Origin of the sequence: Paucibacter soli, assembly GCF_037482845.1 — a bacterium.
Lineage (GTDB): Bacteria > Pseudomonadota > Gammaproteobacteria > Burkholderiales > Burkholderiaceae_C > Paucibacter_B > Paucibacter_B soli.
Map to the genome: position 1 here is coordinate 41,167 of NZ_JBBHJW010000008.1, position 25,288 is coordinate 66,454.

The 25,288-nt window shown below is 69.5% G+C and carries 23 protein-coding genes; 5 read left to right on the forward strand and 18 right to left on the reverse strand.

What is annotated here, in order from left to right; all coding sequences use genetic code 11:
- Positions 1 to 19 precede the first annotated feature (19 nt).
- Genes WG898_RS16585 through WG898_RS16605 form a run of 5 tightly spaced genes read right to left on the reverse strand, consistent with a single transcriptional unit; the run spans position 20 to position 6,384 of the window.
- Positions 20 to 469, reverse strand: coding sequence for an OsmC family protein (locus tag WG898_RS16585; protein ID WP_339603908.1), 450 nt, complete (start codon positions 467 to 469; stop codon positions 20 to 22).
- Positions 466 to 1,743, reverse strand: coding sequence for an NAD(P)/FAD-dependent oxidoreductase (locus WG898_RS16590; RefSeq protein WP_339603909.1), 1,278 nt, complete (start codon positions 1,741 to 1,743; stop codon positions 466 to 468). The genes WG898_RS16585 and WG898_RS16590 overlap by 4 nt, the downstream gene beginning before the upstream one ends.
- 51 nt (positions 1,744 to 1,794) lie before the next feature.
- The gene (locus WG898_RS16595; protein ID WP_339603910.1) at positions 1,795 to 2,004 is read right to left on the reverse strand and encodes a YgaP family membrane protein; all 210 of its coding nucleotides are present in this window, start codon (positions 2,002 to 2,004) and stop codon (positions 1,795 to 1,797) included.
- Between the two features lie 39 nt (positions 2,005 to 2,043).
- Positions 2,044 to 5,298 carry an efflux RND transporter permease subunit gene (locus WG898_RS16600; protein WP_339603911.1) on the reverse strand — a complete coding sequence of 1,085 codons (3,255 nt, stop codon included), beginning with the start codon at positions 5,296 to 5,298 and terminating at the stop codon, positions 2,044 to 2,046.
- 9 nt (positions 5,299 to 5,307) lie between these two features.
- Positions 5,308 to 6,384: an efflux RND transporter periplasmic adaptor subunit gene (locus WG898_RS16605; RefSeq protein WP_339603912.1), complete on the reverse strand. Its 1,077-nt coding sequence runs from the start codon at positions 6,382 to 6,384 to the stop codon at positions 5,308 to 5,310.
- A gap of 155 nt (positions 6,385 to 6,539) precedes the next feature.
- On the opposite strand from WG898_RS16605, the gene WG898_RS16610 reads away from it, so the two are divergent.
- Complete coding sequence (locus WG898_RS16610) at positions 6,540 to 6,908, forward strand: ArsR/SmtB family transcription factor (protein ID WP_339603913.1); 369 nt, start codon at positions 6,540 to 6,542, stop codon at positions 6,906 to 6,908.
- Positions 6,905 to 7,231, forward strand: a complete 327-nt coding sequence (locus WG898_RS16615) for a rhodanese-like domain-containing protein (protein WP_339603914.1) — start codon at positions 6,905 to 6,907, stop codon at positions 7,229 to 7,231. Before WG898_RS16610 ends, WG898_RS16615 begins: the two co-directional genes overlap by 4 nt.
- Positions 7,232 to 7,255: 24 nt before the next feature.
- On the opposite strand, the gene WG898_RS16620 is transcribed toward WG898_RS16615, so the two are convergent.
- The 3 genes from WG898_RS16620 to WG898_RS16630 are packed head-to-tail and all read right to left on the reverse strand — an operon-like array spanning position 7,256 to position 9,165.
- On the reverse strand, positions 7,256 to 7,831 hold the full coding sequence (locus WG898_RS16620; protein ID WP_339603915.1) for a DUF4337 domain-containing protein: 576 nt from the start codon (positions 7,829 to 7,831) through the stop codon (positions 7,256 to 7,258).
- Between the two features lie 21 nt (positions 7,832 to 7,852).
- Positions 7,853 to 8,344 (reverse strand): dihydrofolate reductase, encoded by a 492-nt coding sequence (locus tag WG898_RS16625; RefSeq protein WP_339603916.1) that lies wholly within the window; start codon positions 8,342 to 8,344, stop codon positions 7,853 to 7,855.
- On the reverse strand, positions 8,341 to 9,165 hold the full coding sequence (locus WG898_RS16630) for a thymidylate synthase (RefSeq protein ID WP_339603917.1): 825 nt from the start codon (positions 9,163 to 9,165) through the stop codon (positions 8,341 to 8,343). Before WG898_RS16630 ends, WG898_RS16625 begins: the two co-directional genes overlap by 4 nt.
- A gap of 49 nt (positions 9,166 to 9,214) precedes the next feature.
- Here WG898_RS16630 and WG898_RS16635 point away from each other — a divergent pair, with 49 nt between their 5' ends.
- Positions 9,215 to 9,973, forward strand: a complete 759-nt coding sequence (locus WG898_RS16635; RefSeq protein ID WP_339603918.1) for a substrate-binding periplasmic protein — start codon at positions 9,215 to 9,217, stop codon at positions 9,971 to 9,973.
- 17 nt (positions 9,974 to 9,990) lie between these two features.
- Here WG898_RS16635 and WG898_RS16640 read toward each other — a convergent pair whose 3' ends face one another.
- From WG898_RS16640 to WG898_RS16655, 4 genes are all read right to left on the reverse strand, one after another.
- Complete coding sequence (locus WG898_RS16640; RefSeq protein ID WP_339603919.1) at positions 9,991 to 11,805, reverse strand: ABC transporter transmembrane domain-containing protein; 1,815 nt, start codon at positions 11,803 to 11,805, stop codon at positions 9,991 to 9,993.
- Between the two features lie 59 nt (positions 11,806 to 11,864).
- The gene (locus WG898_RS16645) at positions 11,865 to 12,410 is read right to left on the reverse strand and encodes a SixA phosphatase family protein (protein WP_339603920.1); all 546 of its coding nucleotides are present in this window, start codon (positions 12,408 to 12,410) and stop codon (positions 11,865 to 11,867) included.
- Positions 12,411 to 12,433: 23 nt separating this feature from the next.
- A complete protein-coding gene (pyrF, locus tag WG898_RS16650; RefSeq protein ID WP_339603921.1) occupies positions 12,434 to 13,123 on the reverse strand; it encodes an orotidine-5'-phosphate decarboxylase in 690 nt (229 codons plus the stop codon).
- 409 nt (positions 13,124 to 13,532) lie between these two features.
- Positions 13,533 to 15,638: an acetyl-CoA hydrolase/transferase C-terminal domain-containing protein gene (locus tag WG898_RS16655; protein WP_339603922.1), complete on the reverse strand. Its 2,106-nt coding sequence runs from the start codon at positions 15,636 to 15,638 to the stop codon at positions 13,533 to 13,535.
- Positions 15,639 to 15,790: 152 nt separating this feature from the next.
- Here WG898_RS16655 and WG898_RS16660 point away from each other — a divergent pair, with 152 nt between their 5' ends.
- A complete protein-coding gene (locus WG898_RS16660) occupies positions 15,791 to 16,636 on the forward strand; it encodes a GGDEF domain-containing protein (protein WP_339603923.1) in 846 nt (281 codons plus the stop codon).
- Positions 16,637 to 16,652: 16 nt separating this feature from the next.
- Positions 16,653 to 17,537 (forward strand): delta(1)-pyrroline-2-carboxylate reductase family protein, encoded by an 885-nt coding sequence (locus tag WG898_RS16665; protein WP_339603924.1) that lies wholly within the window; start codon positions 16,653 to 16,655, stop codon positions 17,535 to 17,537.
- On the opposite strand, the gene WG898_RS16670 is transcribed toward WG898_RS16665, so the two are convergent.
- Genes WG898_RS16670 through WG898_RS16695 form a run of 6 tightly spaced genes read right to left on the reverse strand, consistent with a single transcriptional unit; the run spans position 17,529 to position 25,264 of the window.
- Complete coding sequence (locus WG898_RS16670) at positions 17,529 to 18,641, reverse strand: lipocalin-like domain-containing protein (protein ID WP_339603925.1); 1,113 nt, start codon at positions 18,639 to 18,641, stop codon at positions 17,529 to 17,531. The genes WG898_RS16665 and WG898_RS16670 overlap by 9 nt on opposite strands.
- Positions 18,641 to 21,181: an ABC transporter permease gene (locus WG898_RS16675; protein ID WP_339603926.1), complete on the reverse strand. Its 2,541-nt coding sequence runs from the start codon at positions 21,179 to 21,181 to the stop codon at positions 18,641 to 18,643. Before WG898_RS16675 ends, WG898_RS16670 begins: the two co-directional genes overlap by 1 nt.
- A 3-nt stretch (positions 21,182 to 21,184) precedes the next feature.
- On the reverse strand, positions 21,185 to 21,820 hold the full coding sequence (locus WG898_RS16680; RefSeq protein ID WP_339603927.1) for an ABC transporter ATP-binding protein: 636 nt from the start codon (positions 21,818 to 21,820) through the stop codon (positions 21,185 to 21,187).
- Complete coding sequence (miaA, locus tag WG898_RS16685) at positions 21,804 to 22,766, reverse strand: tRNA (adenosine(37)-N6)-dimethylallyltransferase MiaA (protein ID WP_339603928.1); 963 nt, start codon at positions 22,764 to 22,766, stop codon at positions 21,804 to 21,806. The genes WG898_RS16680 and miaA overlap by 17 nt, the downstream gene beginning before the upstream one ends.
- Before the next feature lie 15 nt (positions 22,767 to 22,781).
- The gene (locus WG898_RS16690) at positions 22,782 to 24,032 is read right to left on the reverse strand and encodes a Bcr/CflA family efflux MFS transporter (RefSeq protein ID WP_339603929.1); all 1,251 of its coding nucleotides are present in this window, start codon (positions 24,030 to 24,032) and stop codon (positions 22,782 to 22,784) included.
- Positions 24,032 to 25,264, reverse strand: coding sequence for a pseudouridine synthase (locus WG898_RS16695; protein ID WP_339603930.1), 1,233 nt, complete (start codon positions 25,262 to 25,264; stop codon positions 24,032 to 24,034). The genes WG898_RS16690 and WG898_RS16695 overlap by 1 nt, the downstream gene beginning before the upstream one ends.
- Between the last annotated feature and the right edge of the window lie 24 nt (positions 25,265 to 25,288).

Here is a 25,288-nt window from a genome sequence, read left to right on the forward strand (position 1 = left end):
CGGGCTCAGCGGGCTCGCTTCATTGCAGGCGCTGCTGGTCGGCGTCCCAGACCTGCACCGCCACCGGAAAGCCCTGGCCCACGCTCTGCGTGACGGTGCAAAAGCTCTCGAATTGCGCCAGCACGCGGTCCAGATGCTGCAGCTGCGCGGCTGGCACGCCCAGCTGCAGCCGCGCCTGCATGGCCAGCACGCGCAAGCGCCCCTCGGCATTGCGGCCGATCTCGGCGCTGACGCGGCAGCTCAGCGGCTCGGCTGCCTGCTTGTACTTGCGCAAGGCGAACAGCAGTGAGTCGGACAGGCAGTTGGCCACCGCCGCGCACAGCAGCTGCACCGGCGAGGGGCCCAGCCCGCCACCCATGGGCGGCGGCTCGTCGCATAACAGCTCGGGCAAGCCGGCGCCAAAGCTGGCCTGGAAGCAGTAGTCCTGCCGTTGCCGCAGTTCGATGCTGATCAACTCGTCGCTGCTCATGACTTGTCTTCCAATCGCTTGATGCCCAGCATCTTCAGCACATACTTCTCATAGATGGGCTCGGAGCTGCCGGTCTTCATCTTGTACATGAAGTACTTCTCGTAGGCGATCTTGGCCAGGTGCACCCACTTGCCCTTCTTGAACCAGTTGACGTTGCGCGGCGGGATCTGCGGCAGGGCCACAAATGCGGCGCCGGTGTTACCCATGTCGGCCAGGCAGATGGCGTTCCAGCTGCCCTTGCTTTCGGCGGGCTGACCGGCCAGCTCAGCAGCAATGTTGTGCACGATGGCGGTAACCATGGTCTCTATCATGTAGCCGGTCTTGGGCGCTCCCGTGGGCACCGGCGTGGCCTCCACCGGCGGTATGGCCACGCATACGCCGGCCGCAAAGATGTTGCGGTACTTCTTGCTGCGCTGGAATTCGTCGATCAGCACGAAGCCGCGCGGATTGCACAAGCCCTCCACGCCGGCCACCGCATCCACCCCCTTGAAGGCCGGCAGCATCATGCTGAACTTGAAGGGTAGCTGGTGCTCCTTCTTCAGCTGCCCGGACTCGTCGAGCTCGCTGACATGCATGAGTCCTGCCTCTATCCTGCTGACCCTGGCATTGCAAATCCACTTGATGTCGTTGTTGCGGAACTCGCTTTCCAGCATGGACTTGGAGTCGCCCACCCCGCCCAGGCCCATGTGACCGATATAGGGCTCGCTGGTCACGAAGGTCATGGGCACCTTGTGGCGCCGTTTGCGCCGGCGCAGATCGGTGTTGACGATGAAGCTGAACTCGTAGGCCGGGCCGAAGCAGGAGGCACCGGGCAGGGCGCCGATGATCACCGGGCCGGGATCGTCGAGAAAGCGCAGATAGTCGGTGCGCGCCTGCTCGGCGTGGTCGATGGTGCAGATCGAATGCGTGTGGCCGCCGGGGCCGGCGCCCTCGACCTCGTCGAAAGACAGCTTGGGGCCGGTGGTGATGACCAGATAGTCGTAGGCAAGGCGCTCGCCGTCGGCCAGTTCCAGCGCCTGACCCTCGGCATCGATGCGCGTGACGCGCTGCGCCACGAACTCTATGCCCTTCTTTTCCAGAAAGGGGCGCAGCGCAAAGCTGATGCCATCGCGCTCGCGCCAGCCCACCGCCAGCCAGGGGTTGGAGGGCACGAACTGGAAATAGTCCAGTGCGTTCACCACCGTGATGCGGTGACTCTTGTCGAGCGCCGCGCGCAGCTCGTAGGCCGCGGGCATGCCGCCGATGCCGGCGCCGAGGATGACGATATGGGCCATGTCTGTCTCCTGTCTGAGGCCGGCAGAGCCGGCGCGCTGGATGGAGGGACGTCAGTTGGCGCGCTTCAGACCCAGCTTGGCGAAGATGCTTTCCATCAGGCACCAGCGCGTGAAGCCGCTTTGCAGCAGGTTCACGCCCACGAAGGCGGTGAAGGCCAGCCACCACTGCGACATATAGAGCGGGCTGCCAGGAATGCCCAGGGCCAGCGACAACAGGATGAATGCGCCGGCGACGATGCGGACGACTTGCCAAGTGCTCATGGTGTACTCCTTGAGTGGTTGTGAGAAAGAAGAGCGGGATCAGGCGGGCAACAGCAAGTGCAGGCGCTTGCGGTAGGCCATGTAGTACAGGGTCGGGATCACCACCAGGGTCAGGATGGTGGAGACGAAGATGCCGAAGATCAGCGAGATCGCGAGGCCGTTGAAGATCGGGTCATCGAGGATGAAGAAGGCGCCCATCATGGCGGCCAGGCCGGTCAGCATGATGGGCTGGGCGCGCGTGATGGCCGAGCTGACGATGGCGCGCTCGAACGCCATGCCCTCACGCAGCTGCAGGTTGATGAAGTCCACCAGCAGGATGGAGTTGCGCACGATGATGCCGGCCAACGCGATCATGCCAATCATGCTGGTGGCGGTGTATTGCGCGCCCAGCAGGGCATGGCCGGGCATCACGCCGATGATGGTGAGCGGGATCGGCGCCATGATGATGAGCGGCGTCAGGTAGGAGCCGAACTGCGCCACCACCAGCAGGTAGATCAGCACCAGGCCCACCGCATAGGCCGCGCCCATGTCGCGGAAGGTCTCGTAGGTGATCTGCCATTCGCCGTCCCATTTGATCGCGTAGCCGCGGTAGGCATCGGCCGGCTGGCTGATGAAATGCTCGGCCAGCGAGGCGCCGTCGGGCGCCTTGATCTTGGCGAGCTCGCTGCGCATGCCGAACATGCCGTAGAGCGGGCTGTCGATCTTGCCGGCCATGTCGGCCACCACCATGTTCAGCGGCAGCAGGTCCTTGTGGTAAATGGGCTGCTCGCGCAGCGTGTCGCTCACCGTTACCAGTTCGCGGATAGGCACCAACTTGCCGCTGCTGGCGCGCACCGTGAGTGAGAGCAGGGCGTTCAGATCGCCCTGCGACTCGGGCGCCAGCTGCAGCGTGGCCGCGGCCGGGTATTTGCTCTGGTCGTGCAGATAACTCACCGCCTCGCCGGCCTGGGCCGTGCGCAAGGTGCTGACGATGGCCTGCTGCGGCACGCCCAGCAGCGCGGCCTTGCGGCGGTCCACCAGCAGCAGTTTGCGCGGCGCGGCGGCGATGCTGCTGTCGTCCACGTCGACCAGGCCGGTCTGACGCTCGAACACGGCGCGCAGCGCCTTGGCCACCTGCTGGCGGCCCTCGGCCTCGGGGCCGTAGATCTCGGCCACGATGGGCGAGAGCACCGGCGGGCCCGGCGGCACCTCCACCAGCTTGACGTTGGCGCCATGGCGCTTGCCGATTTCCTGCAGCGCCGAGCGCAGCCGGGTGGCGATGGCATGGCTTTGCTCATGGCGGGCATGCTTGTCCAGCAGATTCACCTGGATGTCGCCCTGCTCGCTGCCGGCGCGCAGATAGTACTGGCGCACCAGGCCGTTGAAATTGATCGGCGCGGCGGTGCCGGCATAGGCCTGGTAGTCGGTCACCTCGGGAACCGTGGCCAGCTGCGCGCCCAGCTCGTGCAGCACCGCCGCGGTCTGCTCCAGCGGCGTGCCGGCGGGCATGTCCAGCACCACCTGGAACTCGGACTTGTTGTCGAAGGGCAGCATCTTCAAGTGCACCAGTCCGGCCACCGGCAGCGCCAGCGAGAGCGCGATCAGGCCGGCAATACCCAGGCCCAGCAGCTTGCGGTTGCGTGCGCCACGCTGGACGTCCAGCAGCGGCTTGAAGACACGCTCGAACAGCGGCGCGAGCTTGGCCGAAAGGCCGTGCAGCGCATGCGGGTCGGCCTGCGTGGCGGCGGCGGGCAGGGCCTTCATCCAGATTCCGGCCAGCCAGGGCGTGACCACGAAGGCAATCGCCAGCGACAAGAGCATGCCCATGCTGGCATTGATGGGGATGGGGCTCATATAGGGGCCCATCAGGCCCGACACGAAGGCCATCGGCAGCAGCGCGGCGATCACCGTCAGCGTGGCCAGGATGGTGGGGCCACCCACCTCGTCCACCGCGCCGGGAATGATGTCTCTGAGGCTGCGGCCGGGGAAGAGCTGCTGGTGGCGGTGGATGTTTTCCACCACCACGATGGCGTCGTCCACCAGGATGCCGATCGAGAAGATCAGCGCGAACAGCGAGACGCGGTTCAGCGTGAAGCCCCAGGCCCAGGAGGCGAACAGGGTGACGGTGAGCGTCAGCATCACCGCGCTGCCGACGATGGCGGCCTCGCGCCGGCCCAGCGCGATGAAGACCAGGGCCACCACCGAGGCGGTGGCGAACAGCAGCTTCTGGATCAGCTTGCCGGCCTTGTCATTCGCGGTAGCGCCGTAGTTGCGCGTCTCGGCCACCGACACCTCGGCCGGGATCACGGTGTTGCGCAGGCCCTCGACGCGCTGCATCACCGCATTCGCCACATCGATGGCGTTCTCGCCCGCTTTCTTGGTGATGGCGATGGTCACGGCCGGGTATTCCTGGCCCTTGCCGTCCACCTTCTCGCCGTGCCAGACATAGCGGCTGGGCGTGAGCGGCCCGTCTTCCAGCGTGGCGAGCTCGCGCAGGAACACCGGCTTGCCGCCCTGCACGCCAACGATCAGCTCGCCCACATCGCGCGCATCGCGCAGAAAAGGGCCGGCCTCCAGCGCAATCGCCTGGTTGTTCTGCAGCAGGTCGCCCAGCGGCAGGCCCAGATTGGCCGATTGCAAGGCCTGGCGCAGCTCGGCCACCGTCAGACCGCTGCCGTTCAGGCGCGCCGGGTCGATCTGCACGCGCAGCGCGCGGCCCGGGCCGCCTATGGTCGTGACCTCGCGCGTGCCCGGCACGCGTTTGAGTTCGGCTTCCATGCTGTGCGCCACGCGCTCCAGGTCGAAGGCACCGACGGCATCGGAGCCGGCCTGCCTGGCGTACAGGGTCAGCGTCACGATGGGCACATCGTCAATGCCCTTGGGCTTGATGATGGGGGCCAGCACGCCGAGGTTTGGCGGCAGCCAGTCGGCATTCGCGGCCACGGTGTCGTGCAGGCGCACCAAGGCCTCGGTGCGCGGCACGCCCACCTTGAATTGCACCGTCAGCACCGCCAGTCCGGGGCGCGATACCGACATCACATGCTCGATGCCGGCAATCTGTGCCAGCACCTGCTCGGCCGGCGTCGCCACCATCTGCTCCACGTCCCGGGCACTCGCGCCCGGGAAGGGAATCAGCACATTGGCCATGGTGACGTTGATCTGCGGCTCCTCCTCGCGCGGCGTCACCAGCACCGCGAAGATGCCCAGCAACAGGGCCACCAGGGCCAGCAGGGGGGTGATCTGTGCCGACTGGAAGAAGGCGGCGATGCGCCCGGAGGCGCCCAGGTGCTTCGGCGTGGTGTGCGATGCATGCATGGTCAGACCTCAACGGATGCGCGCGGCGGCTTGCGGGTCCAGCGCGATCTTCTCGCCCGCGCTCAGCCCGCTCAGCACCTCGACCTGATCACCGCGCACCGCACCCAGCCGGACCTGGCGCAGCAGCGGCTTGCCCTGGCCGTCCAGCACATACAGGCCGGTAAGCTCGGCGCGTTTGACCACGGCGGTGCGCGGCACCATGGGTGAAGCGGCGCCGGCAGCGGCGGCACCCGGCAGCCAGACGCGTGCGAACATGCCCGGCACCGCGCCGCTCAGCCTGGGCGGCAGATCCAGGCGCAGCTGCAAGGTGTGCGAGGCGGCATCCACGATGGGCAGCAGCTGCACGCGCGTGGGCGCCAGCATGCCGGCAGCCAGGCCGGGAATCTCGAGCGCTGGCGCAGCGCCTGCGTTCAGGCCAGCGGCGACGCTTTGCGGCACATTGGCGCTGACGCGCAGCGCGCTGGGGTCGTAGACCGTCACCAGGGCACGCCCCGGCATGGCCATGTCGCCCAGGCTCACGGGCAGCTCGGCCACCACGCCGTCATAGGGGCTGCGCACGGTATTGAAAGCACTCTGCGTGCGCGCCACGGCCAGCTGCGCCAGCTGCGCATTCACCTGGGCCTGGGTGGCCTTGTACTGGGCCTCGGCCTGGTCCAGCGCCGCCTGGCTGATGTAGTGCTGCTTGTGCAGCGCTTGCTGGCGCTCGAACTCGCGGCTGGCCAGCTGCAGCGCGGCGCGCGCCGCCTGGGCCTGGGCCTCGCTGGCATTGGCCGCCTGTTCGGCCGCGCGCGCATCGATGCGCATCAGCACCTGGCCGGCCTTGACGCGGTCGCCCGCCTTCACCTCCAGTTGCACGATCGCGCCCGCCACCTGGGCGGCCACCACGGTCTGGCGCAGGGCCTCGACCACGCCGTCCAGGCTCTGCGTCTGGCTCGCGCTGGCGGCGGCCACCGTCAGGCTGCGCAGCGCCGGCATGGCCGCCAGCGGCGCGTCTGCGGCCGCGGCGCCGATGCTCAATGTGGCCAGGCTGGCCAGCAGCAGCCAGCGCTGCTGGCGCGGCGAGTGACGGGTGGCGTTGCTCTTCATGGTGCGGCTTCTTTCCTGCTCAGCCGGATGGCTGGACAACCAAATATCGTTAACGTATTATTTAACCAGTCACGCAAATAGTCAAACAGACATTGCAGCAAGTCCACAAGGTGACAGCCATGCCCCCAAACTCAAATGATGCCGCTCAAGCAGCGATGAAAAGCTTGCCCGCGGCCGCGCTTGAACAGGTGGCAGGCTATTTCCAGGCGCTCTCGGAGCCGACGCGCTTGCAGATCCTCAACCTGCTGCGTCAGCAGGAGCGCAAGGTGGGCGAGATTGCCGAGCTGTGCGGCTCCACCGCGGCCAATGTGTCGAGGCATCTCAGCATGCTGCAGCAGCACGGCTTGGTGCTGCGCGAGAGCCGCGGCACCAGCGCCTATTACCGCATTGCCGACGCCACCGTCTACGAACTCTGCGACCTGGTTTGTGGCCAGATCGCCCGGCAATCGGCGCGCCTCATCGACGAGCGTGCCGCCTTTTTCCAAGCCAGCAAGCCGACCGCCACCGGCAAGAAAAGACCATGAACCATGCCCCTCTTCTGCAACTCGATGCACTCGCGGCCCTGCGGGCCTTGCAGGCCGGCGGCTGCTGGCTGGTGGACGTGCGCGAAGCCCATGAGCTGGCGCGCGCCGCTTACGACCATGAACGGGTGATCCACCTGCCGCTGAGCGAACTGGAGCGCCGCCACGCCGAGCTGCCGCGCGACGCCGACCTCATCATGGCCTGCGCCGCCGGCGGCCGCAGCCTGCAGGCCATGCAATACCTGCTGCACAATGGCCATACGCGGGTGCGCAATCTGGCCGGCGGCATGGGCGCCTGGCGCGCCCATGGCCTGCCGGTGCGCTGAGGCTAGCGCCCGGGGCAGGCCTTCCTACAGATGGAACCAGGCCGCCACGCCCACCAGCACGCCCAGCACGCCCACGCCGATGGTGGCGGCCTCCATCCAGCGCCTCTTGGTCAGCAGGGCGATCGCGGCCAGCGCGATCGAGATCTGCAGCGCCGTGGTGGCCTGGGCCCAGCGATGGTGCTGGTGCATCTGCTCGGCACTCCGGTGGTCGAACTCGGCCGATTCCTTCTCAAGCGCCTCGGCCTTGTCCTTGATCTCGGCCTTTTCCTTCTTGTAGCGCTCGATCTCGTCGAGGTATTTGGCGCGCTTGTCCTCGCTCACCAGCACCGCGGCCAGCTCGGCAAGGTTTTGCTTGCTGCTCTTGGCCTGGTAGTAGTTCCACTGGTTGGAGGCCTCGGTCTTCTTGATCGCGGCATCGTTCTTGTACAGGCCAGCATTCGCCTGCGTGGCGCCGCCCATATACGAGAACATCGCGCCGACCGTGGCCAGAATGGCGGTGATCACCGCCAGCTGGCCGGCCAGGCCCTTGGGCTCGTGCTGGGCCGCATGCTCCAGCTCGTGGTCATGCGGGCCGTGAACGTGAAAACCATGTCCGGACATCTTGAAAACTCCTCGAATTGCTTAGCGCTGATAGCGCACGAAATGGAAGGGCCAGCCCTGCGTAGATAGCTGCGTCTGGCGCGAGACCTCGCTGAAGTCTTCGGCGCGCCAGGCGGGGAAGAAGGCGTCGGCGCCCTCGAAGCTGGCGTCGATCTCGGTCAGTTCAAGCCGGTCGGCAAGCGGCAGGGCCAGCGCATAGATCTGCGCACCGCCGATCACGAACACCTGGGCGTCGTCCGCGCAGGCCGCCAGCGCGTCCTGCAGAGATGCAAACACCTCGGCACCTTCCAGCGTCAGACCCGGCTGGCGTGACAGCACGATGTTGCGGCGCCCGACCAGGGGGCGGAACCTCGCCGGGATCGAATCCCAGGTCTTGCGCCCCATGATGACCGGGTGGCCCAGGGTCAGGGCCTTGAAGTGCGCCATGTCTTCGGGCAGGCGGCACAGCAGCTCGTTGCCACGACCGATGGCGCCGCCGCGTGCCACGGCGGCAATCAGCGTCAGCGAACTCATACCGCCACCGGCGCCTTGATGGCCGGGTGGTGCTGATAGTCCAGCAGCTCGAAGTCCTCGTACTCGTAGTCGAAGATGCTGGCCGGTTTTCGCTTGATCTTGAGCGTGGGGTAGGGGAAGGGCGCGCGCGCCAGCTGGGTCTGCACCTGCTCGGCATGGTTGCTGTAGATATGGCAGTCGCCGCCGGTCCAGATGAAGTCGCCCACCTCGAGATCGCATTGCTGGGCCAGCATATGGGTCAAGAGGGCGTAGCTGGCGATATTGAAGGGCACGCCCAGGAAGATGTCGGCGCTGCGCTGGTAGAGCTGGCAGGAGAGTCTTCCTTCGGCGACATAGAACTGGAAGAAGGCATGGCAGGGCATCAGCGCCATCTGGTCGAGCTCGGCGACGTTCCAGGCGCTCACGATGATGCGACGCGAATCGGGGTTGTGCTTGAGCTGCTTCACGACCTCGGCGATCTGGTCGATATGGCTGCCGTCGGCCTTGGGCCAGCTGCGCCATTGCACGCCGTAGACCGGACCCAGCGAGCCGTCGGGGCGCGCCCATTCGTCCCAAATCGTGCAGCCGCGCTCCTGCAGCCATTGCACATTGGAATCGCCGCGCAGGAACCACAGCAACTCCAGGATGATGGACTTGAGGTGTACCTTCTTGGTGGTGACGAGCGGAAAGCCCTCGCGCAGGTCGAAGCGCATCTGGTGGCCGAACACGCTCTTGGTGCCGGTGCCGGTGCGGTCGCCCTTGTGTACCCCATGTTCGGCCACATGGCGCATGAGGTCTTCGTACTGGCTGCGCAGCGGGCGCGAATGGGATGGGTCACTCATGGGGGCGGATTCTAGAATGCGCAGGCCGGAGCCATGCCGGAGGGACGCCATGCACGCCATCGCCACCGCCCTACTACTGCTGCTGACCATGTCCGCATGGGCCGGGCCGCCGCCCCCGCTGGACATCATGGTGGAGGACGCCGCGCCGCCGTTTTCATACGCCGATGGCAGTGGCTATGCCAACGAGGTGGTGATCGCCGCACTGCGTGCCGCGGGTGTGCAGTTCAAGCTAAGAGTCGTGCCGCGCGCGACCTGCCTCAGCAGCGTTCTTGAGGGGCAGGTGGCGGCCTGCTTCAGCATGGACTGGCTGCCCGAGTACCAGGACTTGATCGTGCTGGCCGAGCCGCCGCTGGTGGTGCTGGACGCCGACCTCTACGAGCACCGTGGGCGGCCGCTGCCCCGGCCCGAGCATGGCTGCAGCCTGCCCGCCGGCACCCGCGTGGCGATCGCGGACGGCCAGGACTACCCGGCCGAGACCCTGGAGCTGGCCCGCAGCGGCGCGCTGTTCGAAGCCTCGCCCTCGCATGAGCGCAGCCTGCGCATGCTGGCGGCCGGCCGCGTCGATGCCGCCATGGTCATCAACAACGAGTTGCTGCCGCGCGAGCAGCTGGCCGCCCAGGTCGGCAAGGAGCTGGGTTTTGTGTTCCGCTGCGGCCGCCTGACGGCGTCGATTGGCTTCAGCCTCAAGCACCCGCGCGGCCGCTGGGCCCATGAGAGCTACCTGGCCGGCTACAAGCGCATCGAGGCGCAGGGGCTGCTGGCGCAGATCCGGCAGCGTTGGGCCGAGAAGCTGGCGGCGGCGCGCTGAACGAGCCGGCCCGGCGCTCAGGCCTCGAACTGCAGCGCCGCCAGGCGCGCATACAGCCCGCCGCGCTTCAGCAGCTCGGCATGTTTGCCCTGCTCGACGATGCGGCCATGCTCCATCACGACGATGCGGTCGGCGCGCTGGATGGTGGCCAGGCGGTGCGCGATCACCAGGGTGCTGCGGTCGCGCATCGCGGCTTCCAGGGCGGCCTGCACCACGCGCTCGCTCTCGGCGTCGAGCGCGCTGGTGGCCTCGTCCAGCAGCAGCAGCGGCGGGTTCTTGAGGATGGCGCGCGCGATGCTGATGCGCTGGCGCTGCCCGCCCGAGAGCCGCACGCCGCGCTCGCCCAGAAAGGTGCGGTAACCCTCGGGCAGCTTCATGATGAAGTCGTGCGCGAAGGCGGCCTTGGCCGCGGCCATCACCTCGGCATCGCTGGCCTCGGGGCGACCGTAGCGGATGTTTTCGAGCGCGTTGTTGGAGAAGATCACGCTGTCCTGCGGCACCAGGCCGATGCGCTGGCGCAGCGCCTGCAGGGCCAGTTGCGGCAGCGGCTGGCCGTCCAGGCGGATCTCGCCGGCCTGGGGCTCGTAGAAGCGCAGCAGCAGCTGGAACACCGTGCTCTTGCCGGCGCCGCTGGGACCCACCAGGGCCACCGTCTCGCCGGGCTTCAGCTCCAGATCGAAATCCGCCAGCGCCGCATGGTCGGGGCGCGAGGGGTAGTGGAACTGCACGCCGTGCAGGCTCAGGCTGGAGCCGCCCTGGACGGCCGCCAGCGCCTGGGGCCGCGCCGGGTCCAGCACCGGCGAGCGACTCGAGAGCAGCTCCATCAGGCGCTCGGTGGCGCCGGCGGCGCGCAGCACATCGCCCCAGACCTCGGCCAGCACCGCCACGCTGCCCACCAAGAGGGTCACGTAGACGACGGTCTGGCCCAGGTGGCCGGGCGTGATGCGGCCGGCCAGCACCGCCTGTGTGCCCTGGTAGAGGCCCCACAGCAGCGCGCCGAAGGTGGCGCTGATGATGAAGGCCACCATGCCCGAGCGCAGCTTGGTGCGGCGGCGCGCGGTGTCGAAGGCGGCCTCGCTGGCGGCGCTGAAGCGCCCCGCCTCCGCGCCTTCTTGCGTGTAGCTCTGCACCACGGTGACGGCGTTCAGCACCTCGGCGGCGATCGCGCTGGTATCGGCCACCCGGTCCTGGCTGGCGCGCGAGAGGCGCCGCACGCGCCGGCCAAAGTACAGCGCCGGCAGCACCACCAGCACCAGAATGCCCAGCACCTGGGTCATCACATAGGGGTTGGTGACCACCAGCATGATGAGCGCGCCCAGGCCCATCACGATATTGCGCAGCCCCATCGAGAGGCTGGAGCCCACCACCGTCTGCACCACCGTGGTGTCGGTGGTGAGGCGGCTGAGCACCTCGCCGGTCTGGGTGGTCTCGAAGAACTCGGGGCTCTGCTTCAGCACATGGCGGTAGACGGCATTGCGCAGGTCGGCGGTGACGCGCTCGCCCAGCCAGGTCACCATGTAGAAGCGCGCGGCCGAGAACACCCCCAGCGCCACGCCCACGCCGAACAGCGCCAGGAAATGCTCGCGCAGCGCCATCACGCGCGCACCCGGGTCGGCGGCGACGATGCCCTGGTCGATCAGCACCTTCAGGGCCAGCGGCAATGCCAGCGTGCTGAGCGCGGCCAGCAGCAGGAACAAACCGGCCAGCGCGATGCGCAAGCGGTAGGGGCGCAGAAAGGGCAGCAGGCCCGAAAGCGCCTTGGGGCTGCCCTTGGGGCGTTCCTGGGGTTTGCTGGCGGCGATGGGCGGGGCGGTGGTGGCGGCTGAGTCCATCGGCGCAGTGTAGGGGCGCGGGCGACGGTACTGCGCCCGCCACGCGCCCGGCCACTCACTTACTGGCAGTGCGCCGTTCCCGCCGGATCGGGCCGGCCAAACTTTAGCTGGATCGCAGGCAGCAGCGGCGCGGCGGGCGTGACGATGAACAGGTTCGAATAGCTGGTATCGCACAGCGGCATCGGCTGGCTGCCGGACAGCGCCGCGACAATGCCCGCGACGGTATTGCTGTGGCCCACCACCAGCACCGCGCCGGAGGCCTGGCGCGCCTGCGCCGCGACCGCGGCGATATGGGCGGTGTTGTCGACCGGCCGCGTCGCGATCACGGTAGGCTCTATTCCCAGGCGCTGGGCCAGCGCGGCGGCGGTCTCGCGGGTGCGCCGGTAGGGCGTGGTGAGGATGGTGCGCACATCGGCAGCGGCCAGCAGCTCGGCCAGCAAGGCCGCGCGTTCTTTGCCCTCGGGCGAGAGCGCCGGGTCGTCCCTGGGCTCGGCCGCGCGCTCGGCGTGGCGCACGATGATCACCTGCGTCGGCTCGGCCGCGGCGGGCAGGGCGGGGCATAGCGCCAGCAGCCACAGGGACCAACACAGGAGTTTGAGGCTCATCCGTTCAGAGGCATGCATTTGCGTCATGGTGCGAACGCCTGCGCCACGGCAGCAAGTGCGGCTACCGGATCCTCGGCCGCCGTGACGGCGCGACCCACGATGATGTGACTCGAACCAGCGCGTGCTGCCAATTGCGGCGTTGCGATGCGCGCCTGGTCATTGGCGGCGGTGGCAGGCAACTGAATGCCTGGGGTGACGATCAGGCTACCTGCCGGAAGCAGAGCCTTCAGGAAGGCAGCCTCGTTGGCCGACGCCACCACGCCATGGCAGCCGCATGCCGCGCTGAGCCGCGCCAGGCGCTCGACCTGCGTGCGCACCGATGGCGCCAGCCCCACTTCGGGAAGTTGCTCGTCTGTCAGGCTGGTGATGACCGTCAGCGCAAGCACTCGCAACTCGGGAAACGGCTTGGCCGCCGCAACCGCAGCCTTGAGGACCGCGGAGCCGGCACAGGCATGCACGGTCACAAAGCTGGCGCCGAGCTTGCCTGCCGCCGTGACGCCACCGGCCACGGAGTTGGGAATCTCATGCAGCTTCAGGTCCAGGAACACACGCTTGCCCGCGCGCACGAGTTCCCGCACGACCGAAGGCCCCGCCTCGACCAGCAACTGCAGACCAACTTTGTAGAACTCCGCGCCAGGACCAAGGCGGGCAACGAGTGCCAGCGCTTGGGCCTCGGATTCATAGTCAAGAGCAACGATGACGGGGGAGGGCACGGTGGGGGATCCAGGGATGGTGGCGCATGGTGTCGAAGCTTAGCCGCGACCGAAGGCCGACTGTTGGAGCGCCAAGCTTGGGTTAGTAGAAGTAGTCAACGTCGTACCGTCCATAGGGGGAGCGACCAGCTGCAGAAGGAAGAGAAGCCCTGTTAAACGCAAAGCAGCTAGCCCTAGCGAAACTTGGACGGCAGCCCATGTTTTCATCAATGCCTCGAAATGGGCGCCGTTGCCCAAATAGGGTCAAAGGTGGACATGGGAATCACTGGCAAGCACCGCCTGCACTTGTTGATGATCCGGCCCAAGCCTAACGCCGAATAGGCACCGACGCTGCTGGTGCTTGCCCCGGGGTCAAGACGAACCAACGCACGAGCGTCGACGCTCGTGCATCGCTCCTCTGGCCCTCCGCCTAAAGGTTCGCCGCAAACAGCCTGCGTATGAACAAGTCCTTGAAGCTCGTGGCCTGGTCCAGCCCCAGGCGCTCCAGGTAGGCGGGTGGCACCGGGCGCTCGCCGGTGAGGCTCTTGAGAATCATCGGCAGCAGTTGCAGCGGATGCGCGCTGGCATGCTTGAGCTTCTTGAGCGCGCGCACGATGGTGATCTCGTCCTCGCTGAGGTCGGTGCCGAAGGGGAAGTCGGGCAGCACGCCCTCGTTGCGCCAGGGGCGCAGCTTCTCGCGCAGCATGGCCGGCAGGTTGTTGCGGTACTGTTCGGGCAGCTGGTAGTCGGCCTCCAGCTTGCCATGCGCCTTGGCCTCGGCGACGAGCTGATCCTGGAAGCGCGAATCGGCAATCGCCAGCAGGCGCTTCACCACCTCGTTATCGGTCTGGCCGCGCAGATCGGCCACGCCGTACTCGGTGATCGCGATATCGCGCAGATGGCGCGGGATGGTGATGTTGCCGTAGCTCCAGACGATGGAGCTGGTGAGGCCATGCTGGTTCTCGTGCGTGGCGCGCAGCATCAGGATGGAGCGCGCATCCGGCAGGGCATGGCCCATCGCCACGAAGTTGTACTGGCCGCCCACGCCCGAGACCATCTGGCCCGAGTCCAGCCCGTCCGACGAGGCCGCGCCCAGCAGGGTCAGCTTCATGGTGGTGTTGAACAGGCGCGCATCGCGGCGCTGGGCGCGCTTCAGGGCCTCGCTGCCCAGGGCGTCACCGTAGAGTTCGTTGATATGGGCGATGCGCGTCATCGAGATGCGCTCGAGCTGGGCCTCGGGCAGATCGCGCAGGCGCTGATAGAAATCGCGCGGGCCGAGGAAGAATCCGCCGTGCATGATGGTGGCCTGCAACCAGCGCTCGCCCAGCGCCGCCGCCACGCGCTCATCGTCCAGCGCCGTGCCGGTCGGCACGCGGCCGGGCAGCAGCGCACCCAGGCGCTCCAGATAGGCGATGTCTTGCGCCTCTAGCGGCGAGGCGATGCGGCCGCGCTCGGCCAGCGCCCGCAGCACCGCCAGGTCGGGGCGCTCGCCCACCCGGCCCGCATTGGCCAGTTCCTGCAGATCCAGGTCCTCGTACACGGCACGGCGTATCAGGCCGGCGTCGATCAGGCGCATGAAGCCGTTGACGAACATTTCCGAGCAACCGTAGAGCCCTTGCGCAAAGCCGCCGAGCTCGCGCCCGGCCAGCCCGTCGGGGCAGATCGAGGCGAGGATGTTGCGGTAGGCCTCGGGCTGGCGATCGCGCACGATCAGGCTTTGCGCCACCGCGTCGCCCAGCGAGCCGATGCCGATCTGCAGCGTGCCGCCGTCGCGCACCAGGCTGGAGGCATGCAGGCCGATGGCGTAGTCGGCCCAGCTGATCGAGGCGTTCGGCGGCCCGAACAACTCATGGCTGGCCTGCGGGCAACGCAGCAGCAAGATGTCCACCCGCTCCAGCGGCCACTGCGCCGCCGCGCCGGGCATGAAGGGCAGGCGCTCGTTCACCACCGCCACCTTCAGCAGCGGCCGGCCGGCGGCGGCCATGCGCTCGATCAGCTCCTGGGTCACGTCCGGGTTGCAGGACATCGAGAGCTGCAGAGCGCCGGCGGCGTCCTCGCGCAGCGCCACCGCCTGGGCGATCAGGTTCACGCCCTGGGCCATCATGTCGCGCGCCACAAAGCTGTAGTTGGTGCAGACGAAACCCTGCTGGGCCGCGTCGTTGTTGAGGTAGTCGCCGGTCTTGAAGAAGAACTCATGCACCTCGATATTGGGCGGCAGGGTCTGGGCGCGCGCCGCCTTCACATAGTCCAGGTCCGGGTAGTCGCCGAACACGCGCTCCAGCAGGGGCCCGAGGAAATGCTGCTCCAGCTCGGACTTGCCCACCGGCCGCTCCAGCGACAGCGCGGTGAAGATCTTGAGCCGCCGCGCCGGTGTCGCGGCGATGCGGCGGTAGAGCGCGTTGACCAAAGGGTTGGGCTTGCCCAGGCCGAGCGGGATCGCCAGCACGATGTCGCCCGGAATGCGTTCCAGCACCGCGTCCACCGCGGCTTCCAGGTCGTTCAGCGCCAGCATGGGCGCAGGATTCAGCATCGTCATCTCAGGTCTCCTTCCTGCATGTGTCCGCAGTGTCGGTGCATCTGATTCGGGCATTCTTGATTCTGGGCAAGTCAAGCGCTGGTGCGCGCTGCCGCCCGGCCCATCCCCCATTCCGGGGACGTGCGGCGCCGGGCAGGGCAAGCTGTGCTGCAATGGCCGGGCGCATCACGCCATTCCTCGCCATGCCGTTCAACGAGATCGACACACCACGCTGGCTGCCCATGCTGGGTCTCTGGGTCCAACGCCTGGGCCTGCTGCGCACCTGGCTCTTGCTGTGCGCCGGCGCGTTGATGCTGAGCCTGGGGCTGGCGCAGCTCGGCCTGACGCTGCTCGGTCAGGCCGACAATCTGGCCGCGGCCCTGGTGGCCAGCGGCATGGCGCTGGCCTGTACCGGCCTGAGCGCCTATCTGCTGCTGCGCCTGGTGCAGCATGTCGAGCGCGCGCAAGACGGCGTGCTGCGCCACGCCACCGAGGACCCACTCACCGGCACCCTGAACCGCCGCCATTTCCTCGACCTGGTGGAGCGCGAATGGTCGCGGGCGCGCCGCTACGACATGGCCTGCGCGTTGCTGCTGATGGATGTGGACCATTTCAAGCGCGTCAACGAGCGCTTCGGCCATCGCTGCGGCGACCAGGTGCTGCGCGAGATCGCCGCGGCCAGCGTCGAAACCCTGCGCCACGCCGATGTGCTGGCGCGTTTCGGCGGCGAGGAGTTCATCGTCTTCCTGCCGCATACCGACCCGCTCGGCGCGCTGGACGTGGCCGAGCGCATGCGCGAGCGCGTGGAGGCGCTGCAGCTGGCCTGGAACGGCGCCGAGCTGCGCGTCAGCGTCAGCCTGGGCGTGGCGGCACTGCATCCCGAGCATCTGACGCTGGATCAGCTGATCCACGACGCCGACGCCGCCCTGGCCGCGGCCAAGTCCGCGGGCCGCAACTGCGTGCGCGCCGGCGCCGGGCTGCTGCCCGGCAAGCCAAGCATGATGAATAACAACAACTGACGCCTGTTTCCCCCACATGCAAATGCTCGATGACGCCGCGGCCACCGCGGCACGCCTGCCCTATGCACGCCTGATACCCGCCGTGGCCCAGGCAATGCTGGACCTGCGTGCCGGCCACATCCACAGCTGCCCGCGCGCCGTGCTGCCGCTGCCCGAGGGCGGCAGCTACCTGGCCATGCCCTGCACCGACGCCCAATACGCGATCAGCAAGCTGGTCTCGGTGACGCCCGCCAACCAGGCCCTGGGCCTGCCCACCATCCAGGGGCTGGTGCTGGCCAGCGATGCCCGTAACGGCAGCCCGCTGGCGCTGCTGCATGGCGGCACGGTGACGGCGCGCCGCACCGCCGCGGTGAGCCTGCTGGGCATCCAGCGCCTGCTCGGCCGCGTGCCGCAAGACCTGACCCTGGTGGGCACGGGCGGCCAGGCCTGGTCGCATGCGCTAGCGCTGCTGGAGGTCTGGCCGGGCCTGCGCCTGCGCATCAAGGGGCGCGCCGGCGCCGCCGGCTTCGTACAGCGCCTGGCCGCGTCGGGCCTGGCGGCCACGGTCTGGCACGAGGGCGATGACTATGGAGATTGCGTGCTCGCCGCCACCACCTCGCTCAAGGCGGTGCTGCCCGACGAGGTGGCGAGCGAGACCCTGATCGTTGGCATCGGCAGCTTCCGCCCCGACATGGCCGAGCTGCCCGCCACCCAGGTGCGGGCACGCCAGGTCTTCGTCGACGATCCCGAGGGTGCAAGGCACGAGGCCGGCGACCTGCTGCAGGCCGGCGTGGACTGGTCGCGCGTGCATGGCCTGGCCGAGCTGCTGGCGGGCGAGGTGCGGGTCGAGGGACCCTTGCTCTACAAGACCGTGGGCCAGGCCGCCTGGGACATGGCGGCGGTCCGCTGTGCGCTAGGGTAGGGGCATGCGGCCGGAATAGCCCGTCATCTCCAGATAGCCCAGGCCGATTTCGCGGCCCTGGGCGTCGGTGAGGCGGGCCGCACCCTCCCAGTAAAGCATGGCGGTGCTGCGGCGCGCATCCACCTCCTGGGCGTCGAACAGCGCGCGCAGGCTCAGGCGGCCCAGCGGCGTCTGCAGGGTCCATTCCACAGGGTATTCGGCCTGCGAGACGGCACTGCGCCAGCGCCGCCCGGCCTCAAAGCCCAGCTGTTCCGGCCCGAACTCGGCCTGGCTGCCGTCGGCGCGCCGCCAGCTCCCGCCGGCCCATTGCCGGCTGCCATCGGCGCGGCGCAGCTGGAACAGGGTCAGCGCGCCGCCGTCGTGCAGATTGATGCCCAACCAGTCCCAGCCCACCGCGGCGTCGCCAGCGCCGCTGCCCAGCAGGGCATCGCTCCACTCATGGTCCAGCCAGGCGCGGCCGCGCACGCGCAGCGTGCGGCCGTCGAGCTTGAGCTGCCCTTGGGTCTGCAGCTGGGGCTCGGTGATGTAGTGGCTGAACTGGGCAGCATCCGGTCCCTTGCGTGACAGACCCTGTTCGCCCTGTAGCAGGGGCGGCTGCACGGCCGACAGCTGCAGGTCTAGAGCGAAGCCGGCGTGGAAACTATTCAGCTTGGCGGCATAACGCGACAGGCCCGTGTCCGGCGCGACGCTGCGTTGCAGCCGCCACGCGCCCAGGCGCAGCGCGGTGTCGCGCTCGTCCGCATGGGCATGGGCAAAGCCCTGGCGCGCCAGGTGCTGGTCGTGGCGCAGCCGACCAGGCGCCAGCTCGCTCAGCGCCGCATGGGCGATCAGCAGCTGGCGCGGCGCGAAGCTGCCGACCTGCTGTTGCGCCTCGGCACGGCGCAGGCGAAAAAAGGTGAGCTGAAAACCATGGCTGGGCGGCCTGCCGCCCGCGGCGCCCCCGCCGTCCTCAACGCTCAGCAGGCCGGTGAGGTACCACCATTCCAGCGCAGTCTCGGGGTGGGCGCCATGGTCGCGTGGAAACTGCAGTGGCGCGGCCCAGCTGGGTCGCGCCAGCAAACCTGCCAGCGCTGGCAACACAGCACGTCGCCGCAGCATCATCATCACCAGTCCTCCTTGACCGACTGCAGCGCATCCGGCCCGGCCGCCGCGCGTGCCGCCCACCAGGCCGTCAGGCCGCTGGCCAGCAGCACCGCGAGCATCAGCAGGGCCAGGCGCGCCAGCGGCACATGCATGTCCATGCTCCAGTGGAAGCTCTGCGGATTCAGCACCCATACCAGCACCGCGCTGATCGCCAGCCCCAGCAGCAGGCCCGCGATGGCGCCGGCCGCGCCGAACAGCAGGGCCTCGGCCACCACCATGCGGCGCAGCGTGCGGCGCTCGAAGCCCAGGTGCAGCAGCAGGCCGAACTCGCGCCGCCGCGCCAGCACCTGGGCCGAGAGGCTGGCGGCCACGCCGAACAGGCCCACGCCCAGGGCCACGGCCTGCAGCCAGTAGGTGACGGCAAAGCTGCGGTCGAACAGCTGCAGCGAGAAGCGTCGCAGCTCGCCGGCCGCCGCCAGCTCGATGTCCTCGGGCCGCTCGGCCAGGGCGCGCAGGCGCTGTTGCAGCGCCTGCATGTCCGCGGTGCCCGGCGGCAGGTAAAGCATCAGATCGGTGGCCGCGGCATCGCCGCTCCAGCGCCGGTAGTCGGCCAGCGCGATCAAGAGGGCCGGGCTCTGGCGGCTGTAGTCGCGCCAGACGCCGCGCACCAGCACCGGCAGCGGCGCCCGGCCGGCCAGCTCCAGGCTCGGCGTGTCGCCAGGGTGCAGGCGCAGCTGGTCGCGCATGGCCTCGTTCACATAGATCTTGGGCATCTGGCCGCGCGGCGCCGCCAGGGCGCCGGTGAGCGGCAGTCGGCCTTCATCGTCCGGCAGCTCGCGCGCCAGCATCAGCACCGGCTGGCCGGCCACGCTGAGCTCGCGCGTGCGCTGCTGGGCGATGCGCTCGGCGATGCCGCTGGCGCGCAGGCGCTGCACAAAGTCCGGCGGCAACGGCAAGCCCTCCTGGCGCGCCGCCCGCAGGCCGTTGCGCACGAACAGATCGGCCGGCAGCATGTCGCGCAACCAGGCGTCCAGCGAGGCGCGGAAGCTGCCCACCATCACCAGCATCGCCACCGACAGGCTCAGTGCCACCAGCACGCCGGCCAGCATGCGCGTGGCCTCGCCCGCCTGGTCGTGCGCGCGTTCGCGTATCAGCAGGGCCAGCGCGCTGCGCCGGCGCGGCAACAGGCGGCGCAAGCCATCCACCAAGGCCGGCACCGCCGCCAGGCCGCCGAACAGCAGGCAGAGCATGGCGGCATAAGCGCCCAGCGGCAGGCCCTGCAGCGGCGGCGTCAGGCTCAGCAGCCCGCCCAGCAGCAACAGGCCCGGGCCCAGCCAGCGCGGCAGGCGCGGATGGCTATCGGCCCCCAGGCCCTTGAGCACCTGGGCGGCCGGCAGACGGCGCAGGCCCCAGACGGGCAGGGCGGCGGCGGCCGGGCTCACCGCCAGGCCCAGGCCGCCCAGCGCCAGCAAGGGCAAGAAGGGCAGCTGCAGCTGCGGCCTGACCCCGCCCGACATGCCAGCCAGCATGCCCGCGCCGAGATCACCGCCCAGCAGTTCCAAGCCCAGCGCCGCCAGGCCTATGCCCAGGGCCAGCCCCAGCAGGCTGCCCAGCAGGCCCAGCAGCAGGGCCTCGGCCAGCACCAGGCCGGCGCGCTCGCGCGCGCTCATGCCCAGCACGCCCAGCAGGGCCAGCTGGGGCAGGCGCTGCGCCACAGATAGCGTGTGCACCGCAAACACCAGAAAGCCGCCGACGAACAGCGCCATCAGCGAGAGCACGCCCAGGTTGACGCGATAGGCCTGGCTCAGCTGCGCCGCCTGGCCCTCTGCCGCCGCGGCGCTGCGTGCGCGCACTCCCGGCGGCAGGGCCAGGCCGGCGGCCACGGCCTGCGGGTCCAGCCCCGGCAGCAGGCGCATCGCGATGCGATCCAGCTCGCCGGGCCGACCCAGCAGGGCCTGGGCCACGGCGATGTCCAGCACCGCCAGCGGCGCGCCCGGCGTGCCCGTGCGGCCGGCCAGGCGCAGCGTGACGCTGCGTGGCTGGCCCTGGAGCTGCAGGCGCAGGCTCAGCTCGGCCGGCGGCTTGGGGCCAAGGCGCTGCAGCGCCGCGGGATTCAGAAACAGCTGGCCATCGGCGAGCAGGTCGGGAGGGGTTTCGCCATCGAACAGCGGCAGCAGCTCGGGCTGCAGCTGGGCCAGTTGCAGCATGTCCACGCCCAGCAGGCGCAGGCTGAAGGGCTGGCCCTGGGCGTCCAGCAGCTGAGCGCGGCCCTCCAGCATGGGCCCCAGCGCCAGCACGTCCTCGCGCTCGGCCAGGCGCGCGAACAAGGCCTCGTCGAGCGCGCCGGTGGCCGCGCTCAGCTCCAGATCGGCCTGACCGCTGAGCGCGCGCGCCGCCGCGTCGAACTCACGCAGGCCGGCGCTGTTGATCAGCTGCACCGCCGTGGCCAGCGCCACGCCCAGCGCGATCGCCAGCAAGGCCAGGGTCTGGCGGCCCCATTGCTGGCGCAGTGCGGGCCAGGAGAGGTGCCGCAGCCAAGCAATCCACGAAGACGGCGTCATGGCTCAGGCCAGGTGGATGCAGCGGTCGGCATGCGCCGCCGCGCGCTCGGAATGCGTCACCAGCAGGCAGGCCGAGCCCTGCTCGCGCACTTGCGCCAGCAAGAGCTGCAGCACCTGCTCGGCATGGCGCGGGTCGAGGTTGCCGGTGGGTTCGTCGGCCAGCACCAGGGCCGGCCGGTGCACCAGGGCGCGCGCGATCGCGACGCGCTGCAGCTGGCCGCCGGAGAGCTGGCGCGGCATGCGCGCGGCCAGCTCGCCCAGGCCGACGGCCTCCAGCATCTGCTGCACGCGCGCCGCATCGGGGCGGCGCTGCAGCAGCAGGGGCAGGCCCACGTTGTCGGCCACGCTCAGGTGCGGCAGCACATGGAAGGCCTGGAACACAAAGCCCAGGCGCTCGCGGCGCAGCAGCGCCAGCTCGGCCTCGTCCATCAGGCTCAGGTCCTCACCCTGCAGCAGCACCCGGCCGGCGTCGGGCCGGTCCAGGCCGGCCAGGCAGTTCAAGAGGGTGGACTTGCCGCTGCCCGACTCGCCCAGCAGGGCCACCAACTCACCGGCCTCAAGCCTCAGGCTGATGTCGGCGAACACGCGCGTCTCGCCATAGGACTTGGCGAGGCCTTCGGCTTCAAGAAGAGGGGCCATGGGCGCGCAGAATCTTTTGCAGGGCCACCAGCACCTGCAGTTCCAGCTGGTCGCTGTCGGCCGCGATCACCTGGCGCTGCGGCATGGAGCGCAGCCAGGTCAGCTGGCGCTTGGCGAGCTGGCGGGTGGCGGCGCTGCCCAGCTCGGCAAGCTGGCTGAAATCGTTCGCGTCCAGCGCCTCCCAGGTCTGGCGATAGCCCACGCAGCGCATCGAGGGCAGATCCAGGCTCAGGTCGCCGCGCGCGCGCAGGCCGCGCACTTCGTCCACCAGGCCGGCCTCCAGCATCTGCGCGAAACGCTGGTCCAGCCGGCGGTGCAGCCAGGCGCGGTCCTGCGGTTCGAGCGAGATCAGCGGCCAGTCGACGCCGCTGCTGCGCGCCTGCTCGGCATAGAGCTGGGACATCGGTGTGCCGCTCAGATGCCAGACCTCCAGCGCGCGCTGGATGCGTTGCGCATCGTTGGGCGCCAGGCGCGCGGCGGTGCTGGGGTCATGTCTTGCCAGCTCGGCATGCATTGCCGGCCAGCCCTGCGCGGCGGCCTGGGCGTCCAGGCGCGCGCGCAGCGCCGCGTCGGCCTGAGGCAGGTTGGAGAGGCCGTCGAACAAGGCCTTGAAGTACAGCATGGTGCCGCCCACCAGCAGGGGCAGCTTGCCGCGCGCCAGGATCTCGGCGGCCAGTGCCTTGGCACTGCGCGCGAACTCGGCGGCCGAGTAGGACTGGGTCGGCTCGATGATGTCGATCAGGTGGTGCGGCACCGCCGCCAGCTCGGCCGGCGTCGGCTTGGCCGTGCCTATGTCCATGCCGCGGTAGACCAGGGCCGAATCGACGCTGATGATCTCGATCGGCAGGTATTCGGCGGCCTTGAGCGCGCAGGCGGTCTTGCCGCTGCCGGTGGGGCCGGCCAGGCAGATCGGGCGGAGAGGGAAAAAATCTTGTTGCAGCGACATCAGGAATGGGGATTGTCAGGCCAGCGCGGCGGCGCGCTGGCGTCGGCCCTCGGCCTGCACCAGGGTCCAGGCGCACAGCGCGGTGGCCAGGCCCAGGCTCATCATGGTGAGCGCCAGCGGGCGCACCGTGCTGTCCAGGCTGCGGGCGAGCCAGGCGCTCACCGCGAAGGCGCCCAGCGCGATCGCAAAGCCCGAGAGCGCCGCGGCGGCACCGGCCTGCCTGGGGAAGGGGCCCACCGCGCCGGCCTGGCCGCAGGGTTGCAGCACGCCATGGCCCAGCATGATGAAGCCATGCGGCAGCATCAGCGCCAGCACCGAGGGCGGCCAAGCCCAAGCGGCCGCGCCCATGCCCAGCGCGCCCAGGGCGGTGAAGACGGCGCCGCGCCGCACCGTCTGCGGCAGGCTGGCATGCGCCAGCCAGCGCCGGCACAGCCAGGTGCCGGCCACATAGATGGCCGCACCCAGGCTCACCAGGGCGCCGTAATGCATGCGCGAGAGGCCCAGCACCTCGATGAAGACAAAGGAGGAGCCGGCCAGAAAGGCGTAGAGCGTGGCATAGGCCAGGGTGGTGAGCAGGGCGTAGGCGCGAAAGCCCGGGTGCGCCAGCACCAGCGCCCAGTTCGCCAGCCATTGGCGCGGATTGAGCGCCTGGCGGTGCCGCGCCGCCAGGCTCTCGGGAATCTGCCAGGCAATCAGCGCAAGCGCGCCGGCGGCGAACAGGCCGGTGGCCAGCAGCGCGGCGCGCCAACCCAGGTAGAGCGCCAGCAGGCCGCCCAGGGCCGGGCTCAGCGTCGCGATCAGGCCCAGGCCGCTGAGGGCGCGCGCCATCACGCGCGCACCTTCATGCGGCTCGAACCAGTCGCGCAGCATGGCGCGGCCGCCCACCACCGCGGCGGCCAGCGCCAGCCCCTGCAGCGTGCGGCAGGCCACCAGCAGCCAGATATCGGGCGCCAACGCGACGGCCAGCGCGGCCAGCACATACAGGGCCAGGCCAGCCAGCAGGATGGGCCGGCGGCCAAAGCGGTCGGACAGCGGCCCGATCAGCAGCTGGCCCAGGCCGAAGCTGAGCATCAGCGCCGAGAGCGTCAGCTGCACCGCGCTCATGGGCGCGGCCAGCTCGGCGCGCAGCGCCGGCAGGGCGGGCAGGTAGAGATCGGTGGTGACGGGCTGCAGGCCCAGCAGCAAGGCCAGCGCCGCCACCTGCATCAGCAGGCGCGGCGTGGCGCCCTTGGCGACACCTTTGGCGGCGCCCTGATCCACGGCCATCAGTCGAAACGCTCCCAGGGCGCCAGAAAGCGCCACTGGCCGACCGGCAGATGGCCCAGATTGATGCGGCCGATGCGCACGCGCTTGAGGCCCACCACCTTGAGCCCCACCAGCTCGCACATGCGGCGGATCTGGCGCTTGCGGCCCTCGCGCAGCACCACGCGCAGCTGGTCCTCATTGGCCCAGCTGACCTTGGCGGGCTTGAGCTTGACGCCGTCGAGTTCCAGGCCATGGGCCAGCAGGGCCATGCGCTCGGGCGGCATCTGCTCGCTGGCGCGGCCCGGGCCCACCGGCTCGCCGTTCAGGCCGACGAATTCGACCCGCACCAGGTATTCCTTCTCGACATCCGAGTCCTCACCGATCAGCACCTTGGCGACGCGGCCGTCCTGGGTCAGCACCAGGAGGCCGGTGGAGTCGATGTCCAGCCGGCCGGCGGGCGCCAGGCCGCGCGTGTGGCCGATGTGGTACTTGATGCCCGAGGCATCGTCGGCCCACTGGGTATTGCTGCGCACCAGCACCGAGGCGGGCTCGTAGCCGTCTTCGGCCTGGCCCGAGACATAACCTATGGGCTTGTGCAAAAGGATGGTGACCTGCTTGGCCTGTTCCTTGTGGGCGCGCTGGTCGACCTCGATGCGGACATCGGGGCCGACGCGCTGGCCCAGCACGGCCATCTTGCCGTCCACACGCACCCAGCCGGCGGCGATCCATTCATCGGCCTCGCGGCGCGAGGCCATGCCCAGCTCGCTCATGCGCTTGGACAGGCGCTCGCCCTCGTCAGAGGGCATCTCGCGGTGCTCGGCGCGCTGGCGCGGCGCCGGGCGGGGCGCTTGACCATAGGGCTCGCCCTGCGTTGGGTAGGACGGGCGCGGGCCGCTGGCGCGGCGCTGGTCGCGGCGGGGCTCGGGCGCAGGGCCATCCTCGCGGCGGAAGCTGCTGCCGCCGGCGGGGCGGGCATCGCGGCGCGGCTCGGCACGGGCATCACCACGGGGGCCAGGTCTTGCGTCCGGGCGGGGCTCGGGGCGGCCGCGCGGTGCGGCGGGCCTGGCGTCCTCGCGGGCGCGGCGCTGCTCGAACTCGGCCTGGCGCTCCTGCCGCTCGGCCTGGGCCTGTTCCAGGGTCTGGCGCGGGCGCGACACGCCCTTGCCACGCAGCGGCGCGCGGCGCTCGCCATCGGGCCGGGCCTTGTCGACGGGCTTGCTGTTGTTCTTTTTCTTCAGGGTCAGGGTGGCCATGGTGATGCTCGGCTGTTCAAGACC

Bases quoted from the DNA above. Each gene is read 5' to 3' on its own strand.
- WG898_RS16695 (WP_339603930.1), bottom strand. From the start codon at position 25,264: ATGGCCACCCTGACCCTGAAGAAAAAGAACAACAGCAAGCCCGTCGAC.
- WG898_RS16605 (WP_339603912.1), bottom strand. From the start codon at position 6,384: ATGAAGAGCAACGCCACCCGTCACTCGCCGCGCCAGCAGCGCTGGCTG.
- WG898_RS16600 (WP_339603911.1), bottom strand. From the start codon at position 5,298: ATGCATGCATCGCACACCACGCCGAAGCACCTGGGCGCCTCCGGGCGC.
- WG898_RS16640 (WP_339603919.1), bottom strand. From the start codon at position 11,805: ATGGACTCAGCCGCCACCACCGCCCCGCCCATCGCCGCCAGCAAACCC.
- WG898_RS16680 (WP_339603927.1), bottom strand. From the start codon at position 21,820: ATGGCCCCTCTTCTTGAAGCCGAAGGCCTCGCCAAGTCCTATGGCGAG.
- WG898_RS16590 (WP_339603909.1), bottom strand. From the start codon at position 1,743: ATGGCCCATATCGTCATCCTCGGCGCCGGCATCGGCGGCATGCCCGCG.
- WG898_RS16610 (WP_339603913.1), top strand. From the start codon at position 6,540: ATGAAAAGCTTGCCCGCGGCCGCGCTTGAACAGGTGGCAGGCTATTTC.
- WG898_RS16635 (WP_339603918.1), top strand. From the start codon at position 9,215: ATGCACGCCATCGCCACCGCCCTACTACTGCTGCTGACCATGTCCGCA.
- WG898_RS16645 (WP_339603920.1), bottom strand. From the start codon at position 12,410: ATGAGCCTCAAACTCCTGTGTTGGTCCCTGTGGCTGCTGGCGCTATGC.
- WG898_RS16675 (WP_339603926.1), bottom strand. From the start codon at position 21,181: ATGACGCCGTCTTCGTGGATTGCTTGGCTGCGGCACCTCTCCTGGCCC.
- miaA (WP_339603928.1), bottom strand. From the start codon at position 22,766: ATGTCGCTGCAACAAGATTTTTTCCCTCTCCGCCCGATCTGCCTGGCC.
- WG898_RS16620 (WP_339603915.1), bottom strand. From the start codon at position 7,831: ATGTCCGGACATGGTTTTCACGTTCACGGCCCGCATGACCACGAGCTG.
- WG898_RS16670 (WP_339603925.1), bottom strand. From the start codon at position 18,641: ATGATGATGCTGCGGCGACGTGCTGTGTTGCCAGCGCTGGCAGGTTTG.
- WG898_RS16630 (WP_339603917.1), bottom strand. From the start codon at position 9,165: ATGAGTGACCCATCCCATTCGCGCCCGCTGCGCAGCCAGTACGAAGAC.
- WG898_RS16690 (WP_339603929.1), bottom strand. From the start codon at position 24,032: ATGGCCGTGGATCAGGGCGCCGCCAAAGGTGTCGCCAAGGGCGCCACG.
- WG898_RS16615 (WP_339603914.1), top strand. From the start codon at position 6,905: ATGAACCATGCCCCTCTTCTGCAACTCGATGCACTCGCGGCCCTGCGG.
- WG898_RS16655 (WP_339603922.1), bottom strand. From the start codon at position 15,638: ATGACGATGCTGAATCCTGCGCCCATGCTGGCGCTGAACGACCTGGAA.
- WG898_RS16665 (WP_339603924.1), top strand. From the start codon at position 16,653: ATGCAAATGCTCGATGACGCCGCGGCCACCGCGGCACGCCTGCCCTAT.
- WG898_RS16660 (WP_339603923.1), top strand. From the start codon at position 15,791: ATGGCCGGGCGCATCACGCCATTCCTCGCCATGCCGTTCAACGAGATC.
- WG898_RS16625 (WP_339603916.1), bottom strand. From the start codon at position 8,344: ATGAGTTCGCTGACGCTGATTGCCGCCGTGGCACGCGGCGGCGCCATC.
- WG898_RS16585 (WP_339603908.1), bottom strand. From the start codon at position 469: ATGAGCAGCGACGAGTTGATCAGCATCGAACTGCGGCAACGGCAGGAC.
- WG898_RS16595 (WP_339603910.1), bottom strand. From the start codon at position 2,004: ATGAGCACTTGGCAAGTCGTCCGCATCGTCGCCGGCGCATTCATCCTG.